At 67.0% G+C, this 23,969-nt stretch carries 24 protein-coding genes; 14 read left to right on the forward strand and 10 right to left on the reverse strand.

Annotated features, from left to right (window positions below; all coding sequences use genetic code 11):
* Positions 1–107: 107 nt before the first annotated feature.
* Positions 108–1,289, forward strand: coding sequence for a cystathionine beta-lyase (locus U5809_RS24450; protein ID WP_322088408.1), 1,182 nt, complete (start codon positions 108–110; stop codon positions 1,287–1,289).
* A gap of 87 nt (positions 1,290–1,376) precedes the next feature.
* Here U5809_RS24450 and serB read toward each other — a convergent pair whose 3' ends face one another.
* Together serB and U5809_RS24460 are read right to left on the reverse strand one after the other, a co-directional pair.
* Positions 1,377–2,222, reverse strand: a complete 846-nt coding sequence (serB, locus tag U5809_RS24455) for a phosphoserine phosphatase SerB (RefSeq protein WP_322088409.1) — start codon at positions 2,220–2,222, stop codon at positions 1,377–1,379.
* Between the two features lie 167 nt (positions 2,223–2,389).
* A complete protein-coding gene (locus U5809_RS24460; RefSeq protein ID WP_322088410.1) occupies positions 2,390–3,331 on the reverse strand; it encodes a LysR family transcriptional regulator in 942 nt (313 codons plus the stop codon).
* A gap of 124 nt (positions 3,332–3,455) precedes the next feature.
* Between U5809_RS24460 and U5809_RS24465 the strand changes: the two genes are divergently transcribed.
* The 3 genes from U5809_RS24465 (at position 3,456) to U5809_RS24475 (ending at position 5,874) form a co-directional block, all read left to right on the forward strand.
* Complete coding sequence (locus tag U5809_RS24465) at positions 3,456–4,472, forward strand: zinc-binding alcohol dehydrogenase family protein (protein WP_322088411.1); 1,017 nt, start codon at positions 3,456–3,458, stop codon at positions 4,470–4,472.
* A 159-nt stretch (positions 4,473–4,631) separates the two neighbouring features.
* Positions 4,632–5,183, forward strand: a complete 552-nt coding sequence (locus U5809_RS24470; protein WP_322088412.1) for a DUF6013 family protein — start codon at positions 4,632–4,634, stop codon at positions 5,181–5,183.
* Between the two features lie 217 nt (positions 5,184–5,400).
* Positions 5,401–5,874 carry a PliI family lysozyme inhibitor of I-type lysozyme gene (locus U5809_RS24475; RefSeq protein WP_322088413.1) on the forward strand — a complete coding sequence of 158 codons (474 nt, stop codon included), beginning with the start codon at positions 5,401–5,403 and terminating at the stop codon, positions 5,872–5,874.
* 40 nt (positions 5,875–5,914) lie between these two features.
* Here the strand turns inward: U5809_RS24475 and U5809_RS24480 are convergent, their stop codons facing one another.
* Positions 5,915–6,718: an ABC transporter permease gene (locus tag U5809_RS24480; RefSeq protein ID WP_089467547.1), complete on the reverse strand. Its 804-nt coding sequence runs from the start codon at positions 6,716–6,718 to the stop codon at positions 5,915–5,917.
* The gene (locus U5809_RS24485) at positions 6,715–7,416 is read right to left on the reverse strand and encodes an ATP-binding cassette domain-containing protein (protein WP_322088414.1); all 702 of its coding nucleotides are present in this window, start codon (positions 7,414–7,416) and stop codon (positions 6,715–6,717) included. Before U5809_RS24485 ends, U5809_RS24480 begins: the two co-directional genes overlap by 4 nt.
* Before the next feature lie 152 nt (positions 7,417–7,568).
* On the opposite strand from U5809_RS24485, the gene U5809_RS24490 reads away from it, so the two are divergent.
* Positions 7,569–9,875, forward strand: coding sequence for an AsmA family protein (locus tag U5809_RS24490; protein WP_322088415.1), 2,307 nt, complete (start codon positions 7,569–7,571; stop codon positions 9,873–9,875).
* Positions 9,876–9,881: 6 nt separating this feature from the next.
* On the opposite strand, the gene U5809_RS24495 is transcribed toward U5809_RS24490, so the two are convergent.
* Positions 9,882–10,334 (reverse strand): lipocalin-like domain-containing protein, encoded by a 453-nt coding sequence (locus U5809_RS24495; protein WP_322088416.1) that lies wholly within the window; start codon positions 10,332–10,334, stop codon positions 9,882–9,884.
* Between the two features lie 173 nt (positions 10,335–10,507).
* Between U5809_RS24495 and U5809_RS24500 the strand changes: the two genes are divergently transcribed.
* The 6 genes from U5809_RS24500 to U5809_RS24525 all read left to right on the forward strand — a co-directional run bounded on the left by U5809_RS24500 (position 10,508) and on the right by U5809_RS24525 (position 17,196).
* Positions 10,508–12,100, forward strand: coding sequence for an ABC-F family ATPase (locus tag U5809_RS24500; RefSeq protein WP_322088417.1), 1,593 nt, complete (start codon positions 10,508–10,510; stop codon positions 12,098–12,100).
* Between the two features lie 193 nt (positions 12,101–12,293).
* Positions 12,294–13,043 carry an FkbM family methyltransferase gene (locus U5809_RS24505; RefSeq protein ID WP_282505125.1) on the forward strand — a complete coding sequence of 250 codons (750 nt, stop codon included), beginning with the start codon at positions 12,294–12,296 and terminating at the stop codon, positions 13,041–13,043.
* On the forward strand, positions 13,044–14,039 hold the full coding sequence (locus U5809_RS24510) for a phosphotransferase enzyme family protein (protein WP_322088418.1): 996 nt from the start codon (positions 13,044–13,046) through the stop codon (positions 14,037–14,039). It begins immediately after the preceding gene.
* A gap of 1 nt (position 14,040) precedes the next feature.
* On the forward strand, positions 14,041–14,919 hold the full coding sequence (locus U5809_RS24515; RefSeq protein WP_322088419.1) for a radical SAM protein: 879 nt from the start codon (positions 14,041–14,043) through the stop codon (positions 14,917–14,919).
* Positions 14,916–15,983: an asparagine synthase-related protein gene (locus tag U5809_RS24520; RefSeq protein WP_322088420.1), complete on the forward strand. Its 1,068-nt coding sequence runs from the start codon at positions 14,916–14,918 to the stop codon at positions 15,981–15,983. The genes U5809_RS24515 and U5809_RS24520 overlap by 4 nt, the downstream gene beginning before the upstream one ends.
* A 7-nt stretch (positions 15,984–15,990) precedes the next feature.
* Positions 15,991–17,196 carry a glycosyltransferase gene (locus U5809_RS24525; RefSeq protein ID WP_322088421.1) on the forward strand — a complete coding sequence of 402 codons (1,206 nt, stop codon included), beginning with the start codon at positions 15,991–15,993 and terminating at the stop codon, positions 17,194–17,196.
* Here the strand turns inward: U5809_RS24525 and U5809_RS24530 are convergent.
* Positions 17,153–17,842 (reverse strand): cephalosporin hydroxylase family protein, encoded by a 690-nt coding sequence (locus U5809_RS24530; RefSeq protein WP_322088422.1) that lies wholly within the window; start codon positions 17,840–17,842, stop codon positions 17,153–17,155. The two genes, U5809_RS24525 and U5809_RS24530, sit on opposite strands and share 44 nt — an antisense overlap.
* On the opposite strand from U5809_RS24530, the gene U5809_RS24535 reads away from it, so the two are divergent.
* The gene (locus U5809_RS24535; RefSeq protein ID WP_322088423.1) at positions 17,841–18,833 is read left to right on the forward strand and encodes a phosphotransferase enzyme family protein; all 993 of its coding nucleotides are present in this window, start codon (positions 17,841–17,843) and stop codon (positions 18,831–18,833) included. The two genes, U5809_RS24530 and U5809_RS24535, sit on opposite strands and share 2 nt — an antisense overlap.
* Positions 18,834–18,845: 12 nt before the next feature.
* Here the strand turns inward: U5809_RS24535 and U5809_RS24540 are convergent, their stop codons facing one another.
* On the reverse strand, positions 18,846–19,421 hold the full coding sequence (locus U5809_RS24540) for a polysaccharide deacetylase family protein (protein WP_322088424.1): 576 nt from the start codon (positions 19,419–19,421) through the stop codon (positions 18,846–18,848).
* A gap of 58 nt (positions 19,422–19,479) precedes the next feature.
* The gene (locus U5809_RS24545) at positions 19,480–20,019 is read right to left on the reverse strand and encodes a hypothetical protein (RefSeq protein WP_322088425.1); all 540 of its coding nucleotides are present in this window, start codon (positions 20,017–20,019) and stop codon (positions 19,480–19,482) included.
* A gap of 297 nt (positions 20,020–20,316) precedes the next feature.
* On the opposite strand from U5809_RS24545, the gene U5809_RS24550 reads away from it, so the two are divergent.
* The gene (locus tag U5809_RS24550; RefSeq protein ID WP_322088426.1) at positions 20,317–20,799 is read left to right on the forward strand and encodes a DUF2501 domain-containing protein; all 483 of its coding nucleotides are present in this window, start codon (positions 20,317–20,319) and stop codon (positions 20,797–20,799) included.
* 153 nt (positions 20,800–20,952) lie between these two features.
* On the opposite strand, the gene U5809_RS24555 is transcribed toward U5809_RS24550, so the two are convergent.
* A complete protein-coding gene (locus tag U5809_RS24555) occupies positions 20,953–21,318 on the reverse strand; it encodes a hypothetical protein (RefSeq protein WP_069745285.1) in 366 nt (121 codons plus the stop codon).
* 305 nt (positions 21,319–21,623) lie between these two features.
* The gene (locus U5809_RS24560; RefSeq protein ID WP_322088427.1) at positions 21,624–22,385 is read right to left on the reverse strand and encodes a hypothetical protein; all 762 of its coding nucleotides are present in this window, start codon (positions 22,383–22,385) and stop codon (positions 21,624–21,626) included.
* A 124-nt stretch (positions 22,386–22,509) separates the two neighbouring features.
* Between U5809_RS24560 and U5809_RS24565 the strand changes: the two genes are divergently transcribed.
* Positions 22,510–23,946 carry an aldehyde dehydrogenase family protein gene (locus U5809_RS24565; RefSeq protein ID WP_322088428.1) on the forward strand — a complete coding sequence of 479 codons (1,437 nt, stop codon included), beginning with the start codon at positions 22,510–22,512 and terminating at the stop codon, positions 23,944–23,946.
* Positions 23,947–23,969 lie beyond the last annotated feature (23 nt).

Here is a 23,969-nt window from a genome sequence, read left to right on the forward strand (position 1 = left end):
GCTGGCTCGGCGGGCGCGGCGCGCATTGTACCGGGCCAAGTGCGCCGATTTTGGCTAATCTAGCGACATATTCCGCAACCGAACGGCCTCGTGCCCGGCTTCCTGTCATGACTGCATCCACTTCCAAGCGCGCACTTCAAACCCGTATCGTTCAACCCGACGACGTCATTCCGGAAGGCTTCCGGTCGTTCGTGCCGCCGGTCGCGCGTGCGTCGACGGTCGTGTTTCCCGATCTCGCGACGATGCGCGCGCTCGTCTGGCACAACGACAACCAGTGGCGCTACGGGCTGCACGCGACGCCGACGTCGCTCGCGCTCGCGCAGCGGCTCGCCGAGATCGAGGGCGGCACGCATGCGCTGCTGCAGCCGTCGGGCCTCGCGGCAATCATGAACGTGTACTTCGGGATCGTGAAAGCGGGCGACGACGTGCTGATTCCGCACAACGTGTACGGGCCGAACGCCGATTTCGGCAACTGGCTCGCGAAGGATTTCGGCATCACTGTGCGCTTCTACGATCCGCTGATCGGCGCCGGCATCGCCGACCTGATCCAGCCGGACACACGGCTGATCTGGATCGAGGCGCCGGGTTCGGTGACGATGGAAGTGCCCGACGTGCAGGCGATCACCGCGGCCGCGAAGGCGCGCGGCATCGTCACCGCGATCGACAACACCTTCTCGGCCGGGCTCGCGTTCAAGCCGTTCGATCACGGCGTCGACATCTCGGTGCAGGCGCTGACCAAGTACCAGTCGGGCGGCAGCGACGTGCTGATGGGTGCGACGATTACCGCGAATGCGGAGCTGCACGCGAAGCTGAAGCTTGCGCGGATGCGCTGCGGGATCGGCGTGTCGGTCGACGATTGCTCGCTCGTGCTGCGCAGCCTGCCGAGCATGCAGGTGCGCTTCGACGCGCACAGCAAGAGCGCGCTCGCACTTGCGCAATGGCTGAAGGCGCGGCCGGAGATCGCGGCGGTGCTGCATCCGCAGATCGCCGATTGCCCGGGGCACGCGTCGTTCATGCGCGATTTCACGGGGGCGGGCGGGCTGTTCTCAGTGGTGTTCGACGAACGCTACAGCGCGGAGCAAATCGATCGCTTCGTCGAGTCGCTCGACCTGTTCGCGATCGGCTGGAGCTGGGGCGGTGCATGCAGCCTCGCGATGCCTTACGACGTCGCGTCGATGCGTCCGGATTGGCCGCATCGCGGCACGCTGGTGCGTTTCTATGTCGGCCTGGAAGACGAAGCCGATCTGCGCGCGGACATCGAACGCGCGATGCAGAGCGTACTCGGCTGATCAAGGGCCGCCAACGTCCCTCGGAAAAACGAAACGCCGGCGCGATGCAACATCGCGCCGGCGTTTTTCATGGGCGGTGCGGCAGGATCAGAACAGCCGCAGCAGCCCGTCGAGGCCGACATGGTCGAACGCGACCGTCGCCGCGTCGCGCACGACCGGCTTCGCGTGGAACGCGACCGACAGCCCGGCTTCGGCCATCATCTTCAGGTCGTTCGACCCGTCGCCCATCGCGATCGCGCGGCTCGGCGCGAGGCCGAGCGACGCACACGTGTCGCGCAGCAGGCGCGCCTTCACGTCGGCGTTGACGATTTCGCCGAGCACCTTGCCGGTCAGCTTGCCGTCGACGATCTCGAGCGTGTTCGCGTACGCGTAGTCGAGGCCGAGGCGCGCCTTCAGGCGCTCGGTGAAGAACGTGAAGCCGCCCGACACGAGCAGCGTCTTCATGCCGGCGGCCTTCACACCAGCCAGCATCGTCTCGGCGCCCGGCGACAGTTGCAGCCGTTCCTCGTACACGCGTTCGAGCGCCTGCGCGTCGAGCCCGGCCAGCAGCGCGACGCGGCGCGTGAGGCTTTCGTTGAAGTCGCGGATCTCGCCGCGCATTGACGCTTCGGTGATCTCGGCGACCTGCGTTTTCAGCCCGCAGAAATCGGCGATCTCGTCGATGCATTCGATCGTGATCAACGTCGAATCCATGTCCATCACGGTGAGCCCGAAATCGCCGAGCGTGCGGCCGGCCTCGATGAACGCGAAGTCGAGCGCGTGCGTGCCGCAGTACGCGTCGATGTCGAGGCGCTGCGCGGGATTCGCATTTTCGATGCGCAGCGCGTGATCGTCGGTCTGCACGATGCGGGTGCCGCGCGATAGCGCGAGCAGCGGTTTGTGATGAGCGTCCGACAGCGGTGCAAGACTCTGGATGACGAGGTTGTGGGTCATGACGGGATGGTTGGGAGACGAATGAAATGCGTGCGCGGCCAACGGGCAGCCGCTTGCGGACGCGGGCCCCGTCTGGCGTCGGGCCCTGGCGTCGCGAACGCGCCATTGTAGCCGGTCGGCCGCGCGGGGCGGTCGGGGGCGGATCGAAACCGGGTTCGGCGCAGCGGTTATCGCGCGTCCTGGCCGTCCCAGTACGGCGGATCGCCGAAATGCTCGGCGAGGAACGCAATGAACGCGAGCGTTTTCAGCGGCACGTGCGCGCGGCTCGGATAGACGGCCCAGATCGCGACCTCTTCCGCGAATGGATAGTCGTCGAGCACCGTGACGAGCGCGCCGCTCGCGAGCAGCGGGCCGACATCCCAGGTCGACTTGATCGCGATTCCGAAGCCGTCGACGAGCGCTTCGCGAATCGCCTCGCCGTTGCTCGCGACGAGCCGGCCGCCGACCCGCACGGTCAGCGGGCCTTGCGGCGTCGCGAACGACCAGTCGCGCTGGTCGCCGAGGATCACGCATTCGTGCTGCGTCAGATCGGCCGGATGGCGCGGCGCGCCGTGCTCGGCGAGATAGGCGGGCGAGCAGCACAGCACGCGCCGGTTGGCGGCGAGCTTGCGCGCGACGAGCGTCGAATCCTTCAGTGCGCCGAGTCGGATCGCGACGTCGTAGCCGTCGTCGACGAGATCGACGATCTCGTCGGACAGCCGCAAGTCGAGCGACACCGACGGGTAGCGGCGCAGGAACGCGGGAATCACCGGCGCGACGTGCTGGCGGCCGAACGACGACGACATCGACACTTTCAGCCGTCCGTACGGCTCGGTGCGGCCATGGCCGACCGAGGCGCGTGCGGCGTCGGCGGCCGACAGCAGCGCGTCGGCGCGCGTCATGAAGATCTCGCCGTCCTGCGTGAGGCTGATGCGGCGCGTGGTGCGGTGCAGCAGCCGTGCGCCGAGCTGGCGTTCGAGCTGCGCGATGCGCGCGCTCGCGACAGCCGCTGACACGCCGAACTCGCGCCCGGCCGCGGTGACGTTCGCGAGCAGCGCCGCGCGCACGAACAGCGCGACGTCGAGCAGGTCGAGCGGTTTGTCGGGAGCCGGAATCGGATCGGTCGCCATTGTTCTGAAATTCCTGAAAATGTTTCAGGAAATATAGCGGTTTTCTCGAAGGATCGGGTTGCCTACGATGACGTTCATGGGGCTGCGCCGCAGCCCGCCCGGAATCCCTGAAAGGAGTATCGAGATGAAAGCCGTTGGACTGACCCGCTATCTGCCGATCGACGACCCGCAAGCCTTGCTCGACGTGGAGCTGCCGCAGCCCGTGCCGGGCCCGCGCGACCTGCTCGTGAAGGTCGAGGCGATCTCCGTGAATCCGGTGGACACCAAGGTGCGCGCGCCGAAGCCGCAGGTCGAGGAGACGCCGCGCGTGCTCGGCTGGGATGCGGCCGGCACGGTGGTCGCGGTTGGTGCCGACGTGACGCTGTTCCGCCCCGGCGACGAAGTGTTCTACGCGGGCAGCATCACGCGGCCCGGCACGAACAGCGAATTCCACACGGTCGACGAACGGATCGCCGCGCTGAAGCCGCGCACGCTCGACTTCGCCGCGTCGGCCGCGCTGCCGCTCACGGCACTGACCGCGTGGGAAGCGCTGTTCGACCGGCTGCACGTGTCGCCGCAGGGCGCGGACGCCGGCAAGTCGGTGCTGATCATCGGCGGCGCGGGCGGCGTGGGCTCGATCGCGATCCAGCTCGCGAAGACGCTCGGCAAGCTGCACGTGATCGCGACCGCGTCGCGGCCGGCGTCGGCCGACTGGGTGCGCTCGCTCGGCGCGGATGCGGTGGTCGACCACTTCGGCGACCTGCCTGCGCAACTGCGCGAGGCTGGCCACCCGAACGTCGACTACGTGCTGATCTTCAACGATACGGATCGTCATTTCCCTGCCGCTGCGGAAGTAATCCGGCCGCAAGGCGGCATTTGCACGATCGTCGAGAACGAGAAGCCGGTGCCGGTCGAACTGCTGAAGGCAAAGAGTGCCGCGTTTCACTGGGAATTCATGTTCACGCGTGCCATGTTCGAGACGCCGGACATGATCGAGCAGCACCGGATCCTCGGCGAAGTCGCGCGGCTCGTCGACGGCGGCACGCTGCGCACGACGCTCGGCGAACAGGTCGGCACGATCAACGCGACTAACCTGCGGCGCGCGCACCAGTTGCTCGAGGCCGGGCGGTCGATCGGCAAGCTCGTGCTGAGCGGTTTCTGAAGCCGTCGCCCGCGTAAGGTTGCGACGCCGCGAATGCAAGCGGGGTAACACCCGATGCGTTTGCGGCGCATTGCACCGCGCTTGGCGGTAGACTGGCAGCGCATCATGCATCGAAAACCGCGCGGCACGCGCGTGCCGCCGCATTACAAGGAGGTCAGCATGAGCCAACGCAGCTTGTCAGTCGCCGCATCGTGGTCGGTCGTGTTCGCGGCGGCGTGCGTCAGCGCGAGCGTATTCGCGGCGCCGCCGGTCAAGGGCAGCCTGAAGGGCGGCGGTACCGGACAGCTCGAATATACCGTCAAGGTCGACTCGAAGACCTTCGGCAACACGCAGGAGACCCGCAAGATCCGCTCGGGCGAGACGGACGATTTCAACTGGAAGTCGGTGCCGCCGAGTGGTGCGGTCGCGATGCCGGACGGCTGCCCGAACGCCGACAACCTGCCGCGCGACGCGAACGGTGCGATGGTGCGCCAGACCCAGGTGCGGCTCGCGCCGTCGGTCGACGCGAAGGGCGTCGCCAACGTGCAGTTGAGCTTCCAGGCGGCCGCGCCGAAGGGCACGCGCAGCGTGACGGCCGGCGGCAAGTCGCTGCAGTGCCCGGACGTCGTGTCGCTGAGCCAGGTCAAGTGGGTGTCGATTCCGACCAACGGCGGGTCGAAGTCCGTGGCGATGAGCGACGGTACCAAGGTGACGGTGTCGATCAAGCGCTGAGCGGCGTGCGCGGGGCGGCATTTCGTCCGGTGCGCGCGCAACGGATTCTGCGGGCGGCGTGAACGGGGCGGCACGTGAGCGTTGCGTGCCGCCGTTCCGATGTTTTCCCGACGCCTTCTTCGCGGCATGGTGCCGCTGCCCTGCGGCAGCGGTGCGTGACGTCATGCAGATGTCACGTTATGCTCGCCCGCATCCTTTCCTTCCCGCAAGACTCCCGATGAAACTTCGAATGCGCGTGCTGCTGTCTGCCGTTGCACTCGTCGCCGTGCATGCGCACGCGGCCGACGATTGCGGTTTCGTGAAGAAAGTCGAGCTGCCGTCGCGGCAACAGGTGGCCGTCGTGTCGAGCGGCGCGCTCGAACCGTGCTCGACCGGCAGCTACGCGGTGCGTGTGTATTCGACCGCACATGCGGCGCCGGGCTTCGATACCGACGATTACGTGACGGGCGCGCTGCATGCGCGTGACGGTACGGTCACCGATGCGTTCACGGCCGACCTTGGCGCACGCGCGCCACAGGCACTCGTCGTGACGACACGCTCGGCCGGCAGCGGCGGCTATGTCGGCGCACAGGCTTATGTGACGACGCCGCGTGCAGTGCGGCTCGTCGCGTCGGTCGAGGGGCTCGCGCCCGACGCGGACGTCGCGGCCGCATTGCGGCAGGCGATCGGCAAGCGCCGCGTCGCGCGCTGACCGCACACCGCGCGAACGCGTCGCGCGGTACCCGCGCGTGTCAGTGCGCGCGCTCTTCGAGCCGCGACGCGAGAAAGCGGTGGTCGGCCGAGAACAGCCGGCGATAGGTCATCAGCACCGCGCCGACGGTGCCGAGCGCGGACGCCGCGGCGATCAGGAACATGATCACGATCTGGTAGCGCACGGCCTGCAGCGGCGACTGGCCGGCGAGCACCTGGCCCGTCATCATCCCCGGCAGGCTCACGACGCCGACGACGGCCATCTGGTTCAGCGTCGGCAGCATGCCCGCGCGCACGGCCTGGCGCGCGGCGTCCTGCGCGGCTTCCCAGCGCGTCGCGCCGAGCGCGAGCGCCGTTTCGACGCGGTCGCGGCGCGCCGTGAGCTCTTCCATCATCCGCTCGACGCCGAGCGACACGCCCGTCAGCGTATTGCCGAGAATCATCCCGAGGATCGGAATCGCGTATTGCGGCGCGAACCACGGATGGATGCGGATCACGACGAACAGCCCGACCGCCGCGACGAACCAGCTGCTGAACCAGATCGATGCGATGCTGTCGATGCGCTGGCCGCGATACGTGCGCTTGCCGCGGCCCGCACCGGCGAAACCGGCGATCAGCGTCATCAGTGCGGTGAGCGGCAGCACGACGTACCAGTGCGGATGGCCGAACACCCAGCCGAGCACATAGCCGATCGCGAGCAGTTGCACGACGGTACGTACCGCCGCGAGCGCGAGCTTGCGGCCGAGGCCGAGCGACAGCGCCGCCGAGATCGCACCGTTGACGGCGACGAGCGCGGCGGCGATGCCGACGTCGACGAGGCTCAGGTCCTGCAGTGCCGGGCTCATTGCGCAGCCTCCGTCGGGTTCGCGACATGCATGACGCCGGCCTGCATCACGAGTCGCATCGTGCCGATCCGCGCGGCCTGGGCTGGATCGTGCGAGATCCACATGTACGCGCGGGCGTCGGGCGCCGCGTCGAACCACGCGCCGACGAGCGCCTCGATCGCGCGCGCCGATTCGGGATCGAGCGCGGAGGTCGGTTCGTCGAGCAGCAGCACGTCGGGATCGAGTTGCAGCACGCGCAGCAGCGCCGCGATCTGCGCTTCGCCGCCGGACAGGTCGCTCGCGCGCTTGTCGAGAAAGTCGGGGCCGCGGCCGGCCTGCGCGGCGAGTGCTTCGGCACGCGCGCGATCGAATGACGCGTCGCGATAGATCGCGAGCGAATACGGATAGCGCAATTGCGATTCGACGGTGCCGTCCATCTGCGCGGGGCGCTGGCGCACGTACGCGACGCTGCGCCGGTAGCGCGGGATCGCGCTGCGCCGGATCGCGTGGCCGCGCCACAGGATGTGGCCGCCGTCGAGCGGATCGAGCAGTGCGAGCGCACGCAGCAGCACGCTCTTGCCCGATCCTGATGGTCCCGTGATAGCAATTCGCGATCCCGCTGCGAGGCTGAAATCGGTCGGGGCGAGCAGGGTCTTGCCGCTGCTGGCGTCGCGCCGTGTAATGCGCTGCGCATCGATGAGGCCGGTGGGGGCTGTCATGTCACAAATGAAAAAAAGCGTTAATGGCGCCGAAACGTCACCATGGCGTGCGTCATAATACCGATTGAAAAGCCGCGGGTGTCGTGCGCCGTTCGTCCACGCAAGCGGCCCGGCATGGTGCGGCAACATTTCAGAACAACAACGGAACCGCCATGACGCTTACCCGAGCCATCGGCAAATCGGCTGCATGGATCGTCGGTATCGTCGCGGTGCTCATCGCGGCGGCCGGCGTCTTTCTCTTCACGTTCGACTGGAACCGCGCGAAGCCGTGGGTCAACGAACAGGTGAGTGCCGCCCTCGGCCGTCCGTTCGCAATCAACGGCGATCTCAAGGTCGGCTGGCGCCGCCCTGACGGCGAAACCGGCTGGCGTGCCTGGGTGCCCTGGCCGAGTTTTTCGGCCACGCAGCTCGAGATCGGCAACCCCGACTGGGCGAAGATGCCCAAGTTCGTCACGCTCGATGCCGCGCACTTCGACCTCGCAATCCTGCCGCTGCTCGCGCATGAAATCGTCATCCCGTCGATCGATGTCGTCAATCCGTCCGTCGACCTCGAGCGGCTCGCCGACGGACGCAATACGTGGACCTTCCAGTTCAAGCAATCGTCGCAGCCGTCGCCGTGGAAGGTGCGGCTCGAAAGTTTCGGCTTTGCCAAGGGCACCGTCACGTATCGCGATGCGATCACGAAGGCCGACCTGACCGTCGCGATCGATACGCTCGGCCAGCCGATCCCGCTCGGCGATGTGCTGAAAGAGCAGGAGCAGACGTCGCGTGCGGCATCCGCGCAGCGAGTCGGCAAGCATGGCGCCGCGCAACTGAGCGCGAAGGCCAACGCGGAAGCCGCGTCGAGTGCGTCCGCCGCACAGGCTGCGAGTGCGTCGTCGGCAACGGGCGCATCGGCTGCGGCTTCCGTTGCTTCGGCTGCTTCCAGCTCGCCTGGTTCGTCCGCTTCATCTGCTTCTTCCGCATCGACAGTTGCTGCCGCATCCGGCGCAAGCGCCGCCGCCGCACCCGCAAAGCCGTCCGGCCCGACCTATGCGTTCGGGCTGAAGGTCGACGGCCGCTACAAGAACGTGCCGATCAACGGGACCGGCAAGCTCGGCGGCGTACTCGCGATCCAGGACGCGTCGCGGCCGTTCCCGCTGCAGGCCGACGTGAAGGCCGGAGACACGCGGCTCGCGATCGTCGGCACGCTGACCGATCCGATGCATCTCGCGGCGATCGACCTGCGGCTGTGGCTGCAGGGCACGTCGATGTCGCACCTTTACCAGCTCACCGGGATCACGCTGCCCGATACGCCGCCTTACGCGACCGAAGGGCACCTGATCGGCAACTTCAAGCGGAAGGCCAGCACGTTCCGCTACGAGAACTTCAACGGCCGCGTCGGCGGCAGCGATCTCGGCGGCACGCTCGCCTACGAGCAGCGTGAGCCGCGGCCGAAGCTGTCGGGCGAACTCGTGTCGAACCTGCTGCAATTCTCCGATCTTGCGCCGGTGATCGGCGCGGATACGGCCGCGAGCAAGGCCAAGCGTGGCGACACCACGCATCAGCCGCCGGGCCGCGTGCTGCCGGTCGAGACGTTCCGGACCGACCGCTGGCGTGCGCTCGACGCGGACGTCAAGTTCACGGGCCGCAAGCTGGTCAAGAGTTCGAACCTGCCGATCACGAACCTGTACACGCACATCGTGATGCAGGACGGCGTGCTGTCGCTCGAGCCGCTGCAGTTCGGCGTCGCGGGCGGCACGCTCGCGACCACCGCGCATCTCGACGGCAGCGGCACGCCGCTGAAGGGCCGCTTCACGGTGGCCGCGCGGCACCTGAAGCTCAAGCAGCTGTTCCCGGCGCAGAAGGTCATGCAGTCGGCGCTCGGCGAGATCAACGGCGACGCGTCGCTGTCGGCGACAGGCAACTCGCCGGCCGCATTGGCCGCGACGTCGAATGGCGAAGTGAAGGCGCTCGTGACGGACGGCCGCATCAGCCGCCTGCTGATGGAAGCGGCAGGGCTGAACGTCGCCAACGTTGTCTACGAGAAGCTGTTCGGCAACAACGACGTGAAGATCAACTGCGCGGCGATCGACTTCGTCGCAACCAACGGGATTCTCGACCCGAAGGTGTTCGCGCTCGATACCGACGATGCGCTGATCAACGTCGACGGCCCGATCAACCTGCGCGACGAATCGCTCGACCTGAAGATCCACCCGCACACGAAGGGCTTCCGGATCTTCTCGCTTCGCTCGCCGCTGTATGCGAAGGGCACGTTCAAGAACCCGAACGTCGGCGTCGATGCGACCGCGCTCGCGTTGCGCGCCGGTGCGATGGTCGGGCTCGGGCTGATCAACCCGTTCGCGGCGTTGATTCCGCTGATCGCACCGAGCAACAACAAGGATGTGCCGTGCTCGGAGTTGTTCGGGCAGATGAATGCGAAGGCGGCGCAACGGGCGGCCGCGAAGGCCGGCAAGTAACGGGCGTCAGCGGCCCGCGCGCACCCAGAGCAGCAGGACGTCGACCTCCCGGCCGTCGAGCCGGACCGGGGCGGCGGGGCCGAGCTGCAGGCGATCGCCGTCGAGCACGGCGACCCGCTGCTGGACGTTGCCGATCCAGTTCGGGAACAGGCTGACGTCCATTTCTTGCGTCAGCGTACCGTCGTCGGCGACCTGAAAGGGGCCGGAATAGGCGATGTAGCCGCGAGCGGCCGCCGCGCACGCCTCGTCGGTGCCGTGGTGCGGGTCGCCGTTCGCGTAGGGCGGCCGGCCGGCGGCCATCAGCTGGGCGGACATGTAGCCGTCCGGCGTATAGAGAATCCAGCCGCGCGCGTCGCGGCCGAGCGGATAGGTGGCCGTGCCGCCGTCGCGCGGACGGACTTCGTAGGACACGAGGCGCCACGCGCCGACGAGTTGTTCGCGAAGCTGGCTGGCAGGCATGATGCGGGATTCCGGTAGGGCGGCAGTGGGGCGCGTGCCGCCGGGTTGGCGGGGCCGCCGGGCGGCGGGCCAGGGGGCCGGAATGCGCTGCCGGGGCGGTGCGGTCGGCAGTTTCTCCGACACCTGCTAAAATACACGGTTTTCCGTCGATTTCTCTCTTAACGGGACCTGCCGTGCTTTCTACTGCCAACATCACGATGCAATTCGGGCCAAAGCCCCTGTTCGAGAATATCTCGGTCAAATTCGGCGAGGGCAACCGCTACGGTCTGATCGGCGCGAACGGCTGCGGCAAGTCGACGTTCATGAAGATCCTCGGCAGCGACCTCGAGCCGAGCGCCGGCAACGTCGCGCTGGAGCCGAACGTCCGCCTGGGCAAGCTGCGCCAGGACCAGTTCGCATACGAAGACGTGCGTGTGCTCGACGTCGTGATGATGGGCCACACCGAGATGTGGGCCGCCATGACCGAGCGTGACGCGATCTACGCGAACCCGGAAGCCACCGACGACGACTACATGCACGCGGCCGAGCTCGAAGGCAAATTCGCCGAATACGGCGGCTACGACGCCGAGGCACGCGCAGGCGCGCTGCTGCTCGGCATCGGCATCGAGGAGAAATTCCACACTGGCACGATGAGCGACGTCGCGCCGGGCTGGAAGCTGCGCGTGCTGCTCGCGCAGGCGCTGTTCTCGAAGCCGGACGTGCTGCTGCTCGACGAGCCGACCAACAACCTCGACATCAACTCGATTCGTTGGCTCGAGCAAACGCTCAACGAGTACAACTCGACGATGATCATCATCTCGCACGATCGTCACTTCCTGAACTCGGTGTGCACGCACATGGCCGACATGGACTTCGGCACGCTGAAGGTCTGGCCGGGCAACTACGACGACTACATGCTCGCATCGGCGCAGGCGCGCGAGCGCCAGGCCGCGGCGAATACGCGTGCGAAGGAGCGCGTCGCCGAGCTGCAGGACTTCGTGCGCCGCTTCTCGGCGAACAAGTCGAAGGCCCGCCAGGCAACGAGCCGTGCGAAGCAGATCGACAAGATCAAGATCGAGGAATTCAAGCCGTCGTCGCGCCAGAACCCGTTCATCCGTTTCGAGTTCGAGAAGAAGCTGCACAACGTCGCGGTGGTGGCCGAAGACATCACGAAGAAGTACGAGCGCACGATCTTCCAGAACGTCAACCTGTCGGTACAGCCGGGCGAGCGCATCGCGATCATCGGCGAGAACGGTGCGGGCAAGACGACGCTGCTGCGCTCGCTGCTCGGTGCGCTCGCACTGGAGCACGGCACGGTGAAGTGGTCCGAGAACGCGAATGTCGGCTACATGCCGCAGGACACGTACGAGGAGTTCCCGAACGACATCACGCTGATGGACTGGATCGACCAGTACCGCAAGGACGGTGACGACGAAACGATGGTGCGCGGCACGCTGGGCCGCCTGCTGTTCTCGTCGGACGACATCAAGAAGTCGGTGAAGGTGCTGTCGGGCGGTGAGAAGGGCCGCATGATCTGGGGCAAGCTGATGCTCGGCCGCCACAACGTGCTGCTGATGGACGAGCCGACCAACCACATGGACATGGAGTCGATCGAGTCGCTGCAGATCGCGCTCGAACAGTTCGAAGGCACGCTGATTTTCGTGTCGCACGACCGCGAATTCGTGAGCGGGCTGGCGAACCGGATCATCGAAGTGAAGACGGACGGTACGCTGTTCGACTTCGGCGGGAATTACGAGGAGTTCCTGACGAGCCAGGGGCAGGAGTAAGTATCCTGAGTCGTACCTGAGTTGATGTAGCCGAGAGGCCCGCCAAGTTGTACTTGGCGGGCTTTTTCATTTCCGCTTGTGCCGAAGCCCGCCAGCGTCGCAAATTCCCGTTTCCTCTGCTCAATCGACTTCGGGTAAATTACCCTCCGAACGCACGTCACCATTCCCCATTCCGACCCGGAGCTGCCCCTCGATGCAGGACCATCCTCTCCCGCTCGACCTGTCCGGCCTTGCGCCAAGCCTGTACGCGCAGGGCACAGAGGAAAGCATCCTCGCGCGGCTGATGGAGCGGATCGCGCCGACCAACCGCTTCTGCGTCGATATCGGCGCGAGCGACGGCCTGCGCAACAGCAACACCGCGCGGCTGCTTCGCGAGCAGGATTGGGCAGGCGTGCTGGTGGAGGGCAGCGCGTACCGGTTCGGCAAGCTTGCCGCGCACTACGCAGGTGCGGAACGCGTCCTGCTGCATCACGATCGCGTCCAGCCCGACACAATCGATCAACTGCTTGCCGATGCGAACACGCCTGAGGACTTCGACCTGCTGTCGATCGACATCGACGGCAACGACTACTGGGTCTGGCGCGGCCTGCGAGCGTTCAAGCCGCGCATCGTCGTGATCGAATACAACCCGTACTACACGCCACCCGAGCGCTGGGTCATGTGTTTCAATCCGGACCACGAATGGGACGGCTCGACCTATTACGGCGCGAGCCTCGAATCGCTCGTGCATCTCGGCCGGCAGAAGGGATACGAACTCGTCTGCTGCGACGACATGGGCAACAACGCGTTCTTCGTGCGGCAGGACCTGTATCCGCTGCTCGGCATCGCGAACAACGATCCTTCGGTGCTGTTCCGGCCGGCGATGTACAAGCTGCGCTACGTCGGGCACAACACGTTCCTGACCGGTCATCCGTATCGGCACGGGCCGGCCGAGCACATCTGAATGGACGCGCTCGCCGCTACCTTCGACGAGATTCGCGATGCCTATGCGCTCGGCCGCAGCGAGGCGCTGCGCCGCGTCAGCGATCGCGTGTGGCATTTGCCGACTGACAGTGGCGGCGGTGTGGCGGTCAAGCTCTATGCGTCCGAACATCTTGCACGCGCGACCAAGGAAGCGGCTGTCCTCGCACACCTCGAAACGCACGGCGATCCCCGATTCCATGTGCAGACGCTGAAACGCACGACGTCCGGCGACTCGCTGTGGACGGGGCAAGGATCGCACGCGATGCTGACGCGCTGGGAAGCCGGGCAGTTCAGAACCTACGATACGTTTTCAGCAGCCGAATGGGATGCACTCGGTGCGAGCCTGGCGGCGTTGCATCTGAGCCTTGCGCAGCTTCGTTTGCCGCAGCTCGACACGATCCGCGCACGGCTGGCCGCGATCGACGCGGATGCGGTGCGGCGCAGTTTGCTCGATGCGCTGAATCACGCACGCGCGAACGACAACACCGCGAACCTGCGCCGCTATGTCGACCTCGCGCTGCGCATGCTCGACCGCTACTATCCGGGCAGCATCGATGCGTTTCCCGCCGACGATCCGCAACACCCGATCCACAACGACTACAACCAGTTCAACTATCTGTTTACGGGCACGCTGCCGCCGCTGATCCTCGACTGGGAAGCGTCGATCGGCGCGCCGCGCGAATACGAACTGGTGCGGTGCCTGAATCATCTGCCGCTGGAAGCGCCTCAGCTGGCAGCAGCGTTCGTGCGCGGATACCAGCGGGTACGGCCGGTGAATCCCGCGCGCATCGCGTGGGCGGTCGATGCCGCATGCCTGCAGCACGCGCTCAAGCTGTGGGTCGTTCAAGGCTGGCTCGACGATCCGTCGCGCTTCGCGTCGCACCTGAGCGGCGCGGTGACGATGGCGTCCGCGATGGTGGACGCGCGTGGCCATCTCGTCGATTTCTTTTCCCGTTGCACGGAAGCAGGAACCTGAAGTGAGTGCGAATCCGAACACGATCCCGAATCCGTCACCGTCCGGCGAGCGGCAGCACGTCTTCCCGCCGCCGCTCGATCGCGACTACCGCGTCGAAAACGGTCGCGTCCGCACGCGCTCGCTGGAGGCGCATATCGTCGATCATTGCAACCTGACCTGTGCGGAATGCTGCTCGCTGTCGCCGCTGTTGCCCGAGTGGCATGCGAGCCCCGAATCGATCGAGGCCGATCTGCGCAAGGCGGCGAAGGTGTTGAGCCCGCGCATGTTCAAGCTGGTCGGCGGCGAGCCGCTGCTGCATCCGGCGCTCGTCGAACTGGTCGAACGCGTGCGCGCGACGGCCATCGCGCCCGTGATCTCCATCACGACGAACGGGCTGAAGCTCGGCGAGATGCCGGACGCATTCTGGCAGGCGGTGGATGCGCTGACGATCTCGCGCTATCCGAAACCGGCGCTTTCGCCCGACCTGGTCGCGTACGTCGAGCGTCAGGCCGCGCGTTTCGACGTGCGCCTGAACTGGAAGGTGCAGGACGTGTTCACGACGATGAATCGCGCGCAGCCCGGCACGGACCGCGACGAAGCGCAGCGCCTCTATCGCGATTGCTGGATTCGCGAGCGCTGCCATATGATTCGCGACGGCATGTTCTACACGTGCACGCGTCCCGCGCATTTCCATACGCTTTACAAGGGCGAGAAGGATTTTCAGGCCGACGGCCTGCCGCTGCGCGACGACGCGGGCATGCTCGACGCGATGCTTGCCTATCTGCAACGCGAGGCGCCGCTCGAAGCGTGCCTGCATTGCCAGGGCGGCAGCGCGCCGGTGGCGCCGCATCGCATCCTGAAACGCATTGAAGTGGACACCTTGAAGGCCCGTTATCCATGATCGTCGGCACGCGCGACCCGTTCGGTTTCGATCGTCTTCACTACCATCCGCGCAGCGGCGTGTCGGCGTCCGGCATTCGCGCCGCGCTGCGTGCGGCGGGACAACCGGCCGGTGCGCCGGACACGGCCGCCATCGCGGGCTACCTGAGCGGCGAGCGTCTCGTCGGCCGCACCGTGCTGCGCGACGTGCTTGCGGTGCCGCCCGGGCACGCGCTGATCGGTTCGCCGGAAGGGCTGGCGGTGCAGCCTTCGCCGGAACGGCCGCAGTACGCCGATCTGGACACCGTGCTGCGTGCGTCGCTGCAACGCGCGCTCGACAGCGGCAAGCGCGTCGCCCTGGCGCTGAGCGGCGGGCTCGATTCGGCGCTGTTGCTCGCGCAACTGCGCGAACTCGGCGCTCTGCCGCACGTGACGGCCTACATTCTCGCGACCGACATGCCCGACTACTGCGAACTCGACGCGGCGCTCGAACTCGCCACGCAGATGCAGGCGAACGTGAAGATCGTCCGCGCGAACGAGGCCGATTTCGTCGCGGCGCTGCCGAGAACGACCCATGCGGTAGAGGAACCGATGTTCAACCTGCATCCGGTCGCGAAGCTGTTGCTGGCCGAGGCGATGGCCGCGGACGGCATCGAGGTCGCGATTACCGGCGACGGCGCGGATCAGGTGTTGCGCCGTGACCGGTCGGCCAACTATCTGCCGCTATGCCACGCGTTGTTCGATGCGGCGTCGGTCGACCTGCATCCGCCGTTCGTCGATGCGGGCGTCGTCGCGCATCTGACGAGCATCGCGCCTGACCCGAACAAGCAGTGCCTGCGCGATCTCGGGGCGCGCCTGAACCTGCCGGGCCGTCTCGTGCATGGCCCCAAGCGCGGGCGGCTCGCGCCGGCGATGGATCTCGGCGCGCTGCTCGATCGCGACCGCACGCATGCGCTGGCCGACACGCTTGGCCTTGCCACCCCCACGCTGCAGGCCGATACCGAACGCGTGCTGTGGGCGACGCTGACACTGATCCTCGATCATCTCGAGCACCTTCACCTCGATGCCGCACATCGCCCAACCTGAGTCGCTCATGAAACGCATCCTGTTCTGCGTGGTGCCCGAGAAAGGCCACGTCAACCCGTGTATCGGTCCGGCCCAGCACCTGCGCGCCGCCGGCTGCGACGTCGCGTTCTACGCGCCGGCCGACATCAGCGAACAGCTCGATGGCGCCGGCGACTTCGTGTTCGTCGGGCCGCGCGAGACACCCGAGCGCCACGACCTGTCGCGCGGCGCGAGCTTCGCCGCGAACATTCGCGATGCCGGCTGGCTGCGGCACTGGATCCGCACGCTGCTGATCGATCTTGCGCCGTCGCAGGTGGACGGCATCCGCGCGGTGCTGCGCGACTGGCGGCCCGACGTGGTCGTGATCGATCCGCTGCTTTATGCGGCAGCGATTGCCGCCGAGCTGGAGGGCTTGCCGTGGGTGTCGATGTCGAATTCGCTGAATCCGGTGCTGCCGGACGATCTCGATTCGGAACTGCTGCGCACGGTGCGATGGCTCGCGCCGGAACGCGCGAACCTGTTCGCGCGCTACGGGCTCGACGCGCGCTTTCGCGGTTGCGATGTCCTGTCGCCGCACCTCACGCTCGCGTTCACGACCGACGCGCTGGTCGGCGCTCCGCCGCCGGGTGTCGCACTGGTCGGCCCTGCGATGCCGTCGGGCCCGCGCGGCGACGAGACGGCGTTTCCATGGGAACGCATCGACGCCGATCGCCCGCTCGTCTACATGTCGCTGGGCAGCCAGCTTTACTACCATCCGGACCTGTTCGCGAAGGTCATCGACGCGACCCGTGCGACGGCGGCGCAACTGGTGCTGTCGGTGGGTGAACTGGTCGATTCGGATCTGCTGCCGGCCGCTGACGAGCGCGTGATCGCGGTGCGTTATGCGCCGCAACTGGCGCTGCTGCGACGCACGCATGCATTCGTCAGTCACGGCGGTGCGAATTCGGTGATGGAATCGCTCGCGTGCGGTGTGCCGATGCTGCTGTCGCCGTTCTGTAACGACCAGTTCCATTCGGCGCACTTCGTCGAGCGGGCCGGCGCGGGGTGCGTGCTCGATCTGCAGCAGGCCGGCGTTGCGGATATCGCCGATGCGCTCGAGCGCCTGTTGCGTCCCGGTTCGCTGCGCGAGCACGCGGCGCGCATCCGCGACAGCTACGTGCGCGACGGCTCGGCGGAGGCTGCACGCCTGATCAGCGCACTCGCTTCAGGAAACCGCCTGGCGACAGCGTCATGAGCACGCGGTCCTCGATGTCGGAGTCGACTTCGAACCGGTCGTCGCGCGCGAGAAATTCACGCGCGGCCGTGGCCGGGTTGTTGCCTCGGCCGTACGGCTTGCCGTCGAACATCGACTCGGGCAGATATTCCATGATGGTATCCATCACGATCGCGTAACTGCCGGGCGTCACGAGCGGCGCATAGCATTCGAGTTCGCGCAGCACGTGTGCATGTGTATGCGTGAGGTCGAGGATCGCCATCACGCGCGCGCCGTCGTCGATCTGCGCGCGTACCGACGCGAGCGTGTCGGTCGCACACGATTCGCCTTCGATCAGCGTCATGCGATGGGCGAGCCGGTGCGATTGCAGGCGCTGCCTGACCTCGTCGCGCAGGCGCGGTTCGATCGCGATCACGCGGCCGTGCTCGCCGGCCAGTTCCAGCATCGACGCGGAGAACACGACGCCGCCGCCCGCCGCGATGCCGGTCTGCACGATGCAGTCGGGGCGCTCGCGCCAGATCAGCTCCTGGAGCGCGAGCATGTCGCCGGGCAGATGGAAGAAGCGCTCGCCGAGCCAGCGCGTCTGGAACAGATGGTCGAATTCGGCCGCGCGCGTGAGCCATTCGATATTGATGTCCCGCATGCGGGCCGAAGGACGCTCTGACATGGTCAATGCAACGAGTAGGAGTGACGTGAAAACGCTGGAACCGTGGCTTCGCCGGTACTGGAACATCGTGCCTGCACGCGTGCAGGCGCTCGCATCGGGCCATACTAACAAAACGTATCTCGTCGAGTGCGATGCGGGGCGCGCGGTGCTGCGCGTGTCATGGTCAGGCAAGCCGGTCGAGCAGGTGCATCGCGAGGCGTCGATACTCGGTCATCTCGGTGATACGCGTACAGCGCCGGCATTGCCCGCGCTGCCGCGGCTGCGGCCGACCGTCGATGCGCAATCCGGTGTGCGGATCGACGATGGAAGCTGGCTGCACCTGTTCGAGCATATCGACGGTCACCCCGGCCTGCCGAATGACGCGCACGCCGGTGCGATCGACGCGATGCGCGCGCTCGCACACCTGCATGCGGCACTGTCCGCGGTACCCGTAAGCGAATCGACGCCGCTTGCGTGGCTGTCGGCACGTCATGCGCGCGTGGCGGCACGCGCGATGCCGGTGCTGCCGGGCGACTTGAGCGGCGATTACGACACGGTGATCCGGCGGATCGGCGCGCATCTCGCCGCCGCCGCGCGCTGGCTGACGGGGCCGGTGCACTGGCTGCACGGCGACTATCACGCGGGCAACCTGCTGTATGTCGGGCCTGCGGTGAACGGCGTGCTGGATTTCGACGATGCCGGGCAGGGCGCGCAGTGGCTCGAGGCGGCGTTTGCGCTGTTCGCGCTGTCGCGCGATGCGGGCCGGGACGATCGTTTCGTGTTCAACGCGCAGCGATGGGAGGCTGGCTTGCTCACCTATGCACGGACGCGCGCCGATGGTGTGCCGGACTGGATGCGTGCCAATCGCGATGCGTTGATGATGCTGTTCTGCGCCGACCAGACGCTGATTCATCTGGAGGCGGCGCAGCGCGGCTTGTGGATGCCGGGGCCCGGCATCGGATTCCTCGGTGGCTGGCGACAGTTGCTGGACAATGCGGCGCCGGGAGGCTGACCGGCCGTTGCGTCAGTCCCGCCGATTCAGGAACAGGCGGACGGCTTCGACCGTGTTGGGCCGCGCTTCGCCATGTCGCGCCCCGTCGTGCATGCAGAACAGTACATCGCGATGCTGCGCCGAGCTGGCGTCGACATGCGCGCACATCGCGTCGAACAGCGCTTGTGGCGACGGCGCCGGTCGCTTCCAGTCGTCGAGTATCGCGGTCCAGCCCGTGTGTTCGCGTCGCAGGCGCGCAAGCACGCCGGCGCGATCGTCCTGCGGCATCAGCCCGTACGGAAGACGCAGCGGGATCGCGTCCGGTGCGGTAACACCGGCCGCCCTATAGGCATCGCGGATCAGCGCGTCGGTCGCTTCGATCTCGTCGATCAGTGCGTCGTGCGCCAGTGCGCCCGGCCTTGCGTGCGAATGGGTGTGATTGCCGAGCCGGTGGCCTTCGCGCGCCATGCTCGCAGCGACGTCGAGTGCGCCCGCCAGATTTTTACCGAGCAGGAAGAACGTTGCCTTGCACGATGCGTCGCGCAGGACGTCGAGCAACGGAGGGGTCGACGGGCCTGGGCCGTCGTCGAAGCTGAGGTGAATGGACATCGCGAGCGGGCGTGCCGTCAAAGGTGTACCGGAGGAACGATAGCGCAAGTCGCGTCGGCTACTGAATGGGCTCGATGGCCAGCGGACAGGTGCCGACCGGATGCAAGCGCGTGCCGGTCCATTCGTAGAAGAACCGGGCCGCCTTCGCGTGGTTGTCGTCGCAATCGTCGTTGAAGCAGCCGGCGATGATCAGCAGCGTGCTGCCGGCGCGGAAATCGACGCGCTCGTCGTCGTTGCCCATCACGCCCGAGATGGCTGTCACGCCCGGCATCGTGTACGTCGCGCCCGTGACCTTGTCGACGATCGCGAAATTCCGGCAATCCGTTCCGCAACCCCAGATCGCCACGCGATAGTGACCGGCAAAATTGGCCGGTTGCGTGAATTCGTCGCGAATCACGGTGCGGTACAGGCGCGCTTCCTTGCTGGTCAACCGGGGCGATGCGGCCGGCTTGCGCGGCGCGCCGGCGGCCGGTGCCGGATAACGGTCGAACGAAGGTGACGGGCATGCGGATGCGGGTGCCGCACCGGCAGCGCCGGACCCGGCGAGCAGCGCAGCCGATGCGCCGGCGATCAGCAGAATTCGATGGGCGAGCGCCACGCGAGCACCTTCATGGTCGAGGTTGAGATCGGGCCGGAGGGTCCGAACGGCCGGCGACGACGATTCTATGACGCTTCATGCGCACAGGCGACCCGGAATGGCGATCGACCGCGCCCGCATTCGATCGCGTGTCGCACCTGCGATGCCGGCCGGCATGCCGTCAAGCATTGTCAAATCGCCGCGATATCACGATGCCTGACGTTTCAGACCGTGCATGAAGGCTGTCATGTACGGGTTGATTGAGTATCCTTGGATTCGATTCGCGGTACTCACGCAGTCACAACCGGGAGGCTTCACATGAATGCACGTCTATGCCGCGCGACCGTTGCCGGCGCGTTGATCGGATTGCTTGCACCGTTTTCGGTGGCCCATGCGCAGCTTGGCGATGTCCTGAAACAGGTCGGCGGCGGCGGCGATTCGGGCGGCAGCGCGGGCGGTGCGCTCGGCAACCTCGGCGGCCTCGGCGGCGCGCTGACGGGCGGCGGCGGTGCGTCGCTGACGCCGGGCAGCACCGGCAACGTCGCGGGCCTGCTGCAGTTCTGCATCCAGAACAACTATCTCGGCGGTGCGTCCGGTGGCGGCGCAGCGTCGGTGAAGGACGCGCTGATGGGCAAGCTCGGCGGCAATGCGTCGTCGGACAGCGGCTATACGAGCGGCGCGAGCGGGATCCTCGACGCCGGGGGCGGCAGCAAGCTCGATCTGAGCGGCGGCGGCCTGAAGCAGCAGGTGACCAAGCAGATCTGCGACAAGGTGCTGACGCAGGCGAAGTCGCTGCTGTAAGCACAACGGCACGCCTCGTGCGTGCCGGTATCGGCGGGGGCGGTGCGCGTGCGCCGTACCCCGTCAGCTATTCGGACCGTTACGTCCGGAGCGGCGGAAAGGCCATCGCGCAACGCGATGCCGTGGCCGCGCGCACGCGGCGCCGCAGGCGGCTCAATCGGCCAGCCGCTTGTCCGCGAGCGCCTTGCAGCAGTCTTCGTACACCCATTGCACGAGTTTCGCGCGGTAGTCGAGATCGTCGGTATCGACGATTTCCTCGACTGCGTCGCGCGCCCACGACGCGTCGACGAATCCCGCATGCCGTTTTGCGATGTCCTGCGCGAGCGCCGCGAGCTTGGCGACCGCGAGCCAGTCGGCCTGGCGGTGATGGCGGTCGAGCCAGCGGTGCGCGGCCTGGACCTGGAACGAGGCGTCCGGCCACGATTCGTTGAGGTAAAACGCGCCGAGGTTGCCGCAGGTGAGCCAGCAAAGCAGCTCCAGGCGGTCTTGCGAGCCGAGGGTATGGGATGCGTCGGTCATGGCAGCGCTCACGAAATGCGTCGATTCCGGGCGGCGCCGGTTGCAATGGGCCGGTGCCGATAATAAAAACATAGCACGATGCGGGCCTGCCCGCGCACCCGGGCGGATGCTGACGTGGCGGCGGCGAGACGGACGCGGCGCGTGCGTTCACGGCCGGCGGCGGAGGGAGGGTGTGGCGGAAACGGAAACTGCGCGAAAGCGGGGGAACGGGGGAACGGGCGGCCAGGAGCGGCCGCGTTCGCCGCGAAGCGGGCCCGTTGCCGGGCCCGCCGCAGCCCGGCGGGCGGGCTGCCGACGCGTAAGGTTCAGGTCGGAGTGTGCGTGGCGCGCGCGATCGAGCGGATGCTGCGCTCGACGCGGATCAGGATGATCAGCACCGCGAGCGACACGAACGAATACAGCGCGACGAGCGCGGCGGCGCCGGCGTAGCGCGCGGTCTGGCCGTTCTCGGCAGCCGTGTCTTCCGCGGCCTTCTTCTCGTTCTCGATCGCGGTGCGGCGTGCGTCGTAGCGCTGGGCGAAGTCGCGTGTGATGGCCGTTATGAGGTCGATATACGCTTGGTCGCGCGCGTACGCATCGCCGTGCGCGGCGATCTTTTTCTTGATGTCGGCCGCGACGTCCTGGCGCGACAGCACCTTGTCGAGATAGGCGATCTGGTGTTCGTAGTACGCGACGGGCGGATGGCCGTCTTCGCCGAGCACGCGCTGGAACGACGGTTCGTACACGTTGCGGTCGAGCGTGAAGTCCGGAGTCAGTGCCACGCGGCCGTGTTTCTGCACGATGGCCGACAGTTGCGCCGACAGGCGCTGTGCGGGCGACGCGGCGTCGTCCGTCGCAGTCGGGCTGCCGGTGGCCGGTGCGGCCTTGGCGGGCCCGTCGCTTTCCCACGAGGACGTCGCCGGGTCGACCTGGATGGCCGGGTCGATCTTCGACGGCTTCGACAGGTGCGCGTCGAGTGCGATCGCGCCGAAAATGACCCCGCCGATCAGCACCGCGGTCGCGAACAACAGCACGGTCACGTGCAGTACCTGAAGATAGCCGCCCTCGATTTTGGTCAGGATGCTCACGGCATTCTTCTTTCTTGTGATGAATGAGGCGCCGAGGCCAAAGTCCTTTCGAATGGCTGTCAATCGTCACCCCGGCCGACCGAAACGATCGCTAGAATGTCGGCTTCCCTGGAGGCGGAAAACGATGAAAATCTACGACCAGTTCTACATCGACGGCGCATGGCGCAAACCGGCCGGAACCGGCACGATCGACGTGATCGACTCGGGCACCGAGGCCGTCATCGGCCGGATTCCCGAAGGCGTCGCATCCGACGCGCAGGACGCGATCCGCGCCGCGCGCGCGGCCTTCGACGCCTGGGCGGCCACGCCGGCCGCGACGCGCGCGGGCTACCTGCGCAAGATCGTCGATCATCTGCAGGCGCGCAGCGAGGAGCTTGCGCAGTCGATCACCGGCGAAGTCGGGATGCCGATCAAGCTGTCGCGCGCGATCCAGGTCGGTGGCCCGATCTACAACTGGAAGGCGTACGCGAAGCTCGCCGAGTCGTTCGAATTCGAGGCCCAGGTCGGCAACTCGCTCGTCGTGCGCGAGCCGGTCGGCGTCGTCGCGGCGATCACGCCGTGGAACTACCCGCTGAACCAGGTCACGCTGAAGGTCGCGCCGGCGCTCGCGGCCGGCTGCACGGTCGTCCTGAAGCCGTCCGAAGTCGCACCGCTCAACGCGTTCATGCTCGCCGAAGCGATTCACGAAGCCGGGCTGCCGGCCGGCGTGTTCAACCTCGTGTGCGGCTACGGGCCGGTCGTCGGCGAAGTGCTGGCCACCGATCCGGACGTCGACATGGTGTCGTTCACGGGCTCGACGCGTGCCGGCAAGCGCGTGGCCGAGCTGGCGGCCGCGGGCGTCAAGCGCGTCGCGCTGGAGCTGGGCGGCAAGTCGGCGTCGGTGATCCTCGACGACGCCGATTTCGCGACGGCCGTGAAGGGCACGGTCAACGCGTGCTACCTGAACGCGGGGCAGACCTGCTCCGCGCATACGCGCATGCTGGTGCCGGAAGCACGCTACGACGAAGCGCGCGAGATCGCGAAAGCCGCGGCCGAAACGTACGTCGCGGGCGATCCGCGGCAGGACGCGACGCGCCTCGGCGCACTCGCGTCGGCCGTGCAGCAGCAGCGCGTGCAGGCGTACATCCAGCGCGGCATCGACGAAGGCGCGGAACTCGTGACGGGCGGTACGGGCCTGCCGGAAGGGCTCGCGAAGGGCTTCTTCGTGAAGCCGACGGTGTTCGGTCGCGTCGATCCGAAATCGACGATCGCGCAGGAAGAGATCTTCGGGCCGGTGCTGTCGATCATCACGTATCGCGATGAAGACGAAGCCGTGCGCATCGCGAACGATTCGCCGTACGGGCTCGGCGGCGCGGTGTGGGCCGGCAGCGACGAACGCGCGATGCGCGTCGCGCGCCGCATTCGCACCGGGCAGGTCGACATCAACGGCGGCATGTGGAACGGTGCCGCGCCGTTCGGCGGCTACAAGCAGTCGGGGCACGGTCGCGAGAACGGCGTGTATGGGCTCGAAGAGTATCTCGAGTACAAGTCGATGCAACTGAAGCCGGCGAAGCCTGCCTGAGCACTTCTCGTGGCATGAAACGG

Origin of the sequence: Burkholderia sp. BCC1999 (assembly GCF_905339975.1) — a bacterium.
In the GTDB taxonomy this organism is placed as follows: domain Bacteria; phylum Pseudomonadota; class Gammaproteobacteria; order Burkholderiales; family Burkholderiaceae; genus Burkholderia.

What these genes read in the sequence shown, in the direction of transcription:
- U5809_RS24450 (WP_322088408.1), top strand. Translation starts at nt 108, where the DNA reads ATGACTGCATCCACTTCCAAGCGCGCACTTCAAACCCGTATCGTTCAA.
- serB (WP_322088409.1), bottom strand. Translation starts at nt 2,222, where the DNA reads ATGACCCACAACCTCGTCATCCAGAGTCTTGCACCGCTGTCGGACGCT.
- U5809_RS24460 (WP_322088410.1), bottom strand. Translation starts at nt 3,331, where the DNA reads ATGGCGACCGATCCGATTCCGGCTCCCGACAAACCGCTCGACCTGCTC.
- U5809_RS24465 (WP_322088411.1), top strand. Translation starts at nt 3,456, where the DNA reads ATGAAAGCCGTTGGACTGACCCGCTATCTGCCGATCGACGACCCGCAA.
- U5809_RS24470 (WP_322088412.1), top strand. Translation starts at nt 4,632, where the DNA reads ATGAGCCAACGCAGCTTGTCAGTCGCCGCATCGTGGTCGGTCGTGTTC.
- U5809_RS24475 (WP_322088413.1), top strand. Translation starts at nt 5,401, where the DNA reads ATGAAACTTCGAATGCGCGTGCTGCTGTCTGCCGTTGCACTCGTCGCC.
- U5809_RS24480 (WP_089467547.1), bottom strand. Translation starts at nt 6,718, where the DNA reads ATGAGCCCGGCACTGCAGGACCTGAGCCTCGTCGACGTCGGCATCGCC.
- U5809_RS24485 (WP_322088414.1), bottom strand. Translation starts at nt 7,416, where the DNA reads ATGACAGCCCCCACCGGCCTCATCGATGCGCAGCGCATTACACGGCGC.
- U5809_RS24490 (WP_322088415.1), top strand. Translation starts at nt 7,569, where the DNA reads ATGACGCTTACCCGAGCCATCGGCAAATCGGCTGCATGGATCGTCGGT.
- U5809_RS24495 (WP_322088416.1), bottom strand. Translation starts at nt 10,334, where the DNA reads ATGCCTGCCAGCCAGCTTCGCGAACAACTCGTCGGCGCGTGGCGCCTC.
- U5809_RS24505 (WP_282505125.1), top strand. Translation starts at nt 12,294, where the DNA reads ATGCAGGACCATCCTCTCCCGCTCGACCTGTCCGGCCTTGCGCCAAGC.
- U5809_RS24510 (WP_322088418.1), top strand. Translation starts at nt 13,044, where the DNA reads ATGGACGCGCTCGCCGCTACCTTCGACGAGATTCGCGATGCCTATGCG.
- U5809_RS24520 (WP_322088420.1), top strand. Translation starts at nt 14,916, where the DNA reads ATGATCGTCGGCACGCGCGACCCGTTCGGTTTCGATCGTCTTCACTAC.
- U5809_RS24525 (WP_322088421.1), top strand. Translation starts at nt 15,991, where the DNA reads ATGAAACGCATCCTGTTCTGCGTGGTGCCCGAGAAAGGCCACGTCAAC.
- U5809_RS24535 (WP_322088423.1), top strand. Translation starts at nt 17,841, where the DNA reads ATGGTCAATGCAACGAGTAGGAGTGACGTGAAAACGCTGGAACCGTGG.
- U5809_RS24530 (WP_322088422.1), bottom strand. Translation starts at nt 17,842, where the DNA reads ATGTCAGAGCGTCCTTCGGCCCGCATGCGGGACATCAATATCGAATGG.
- U5809_RS24540 (WP_322088424.1), bottom strand. Translation starts at nt 19,421, where the DNA reads ATGTCCATTCACCTCAGCTTCGACGACGGCCCAGGCCCGTCGACCCCT.
- U5809_RS24550 (WP_322088426.1), top strand. Translation starts at nt 20,317, where the DNA reads ATGAATGCACGTCTATGCCGCGCGACCGTTGCCGGCGCGTTGATCGGA.
- U5809_RS24555 (WP_069745285.1), bottom strand. Translation starts at nt 21,318, where the DNA reads ATGACCGACGCATCCCATACCCTCGGCTCGCAAGACCGCCTGGAGCTG.
- U5809_RS24565 (WP_322088428.1), top strand. Translation starts at nt 22,510, where the DNA reads ATGAAAATCTACGACCAGTTCTACATCGACGGCGCATGGCGCAAACCG.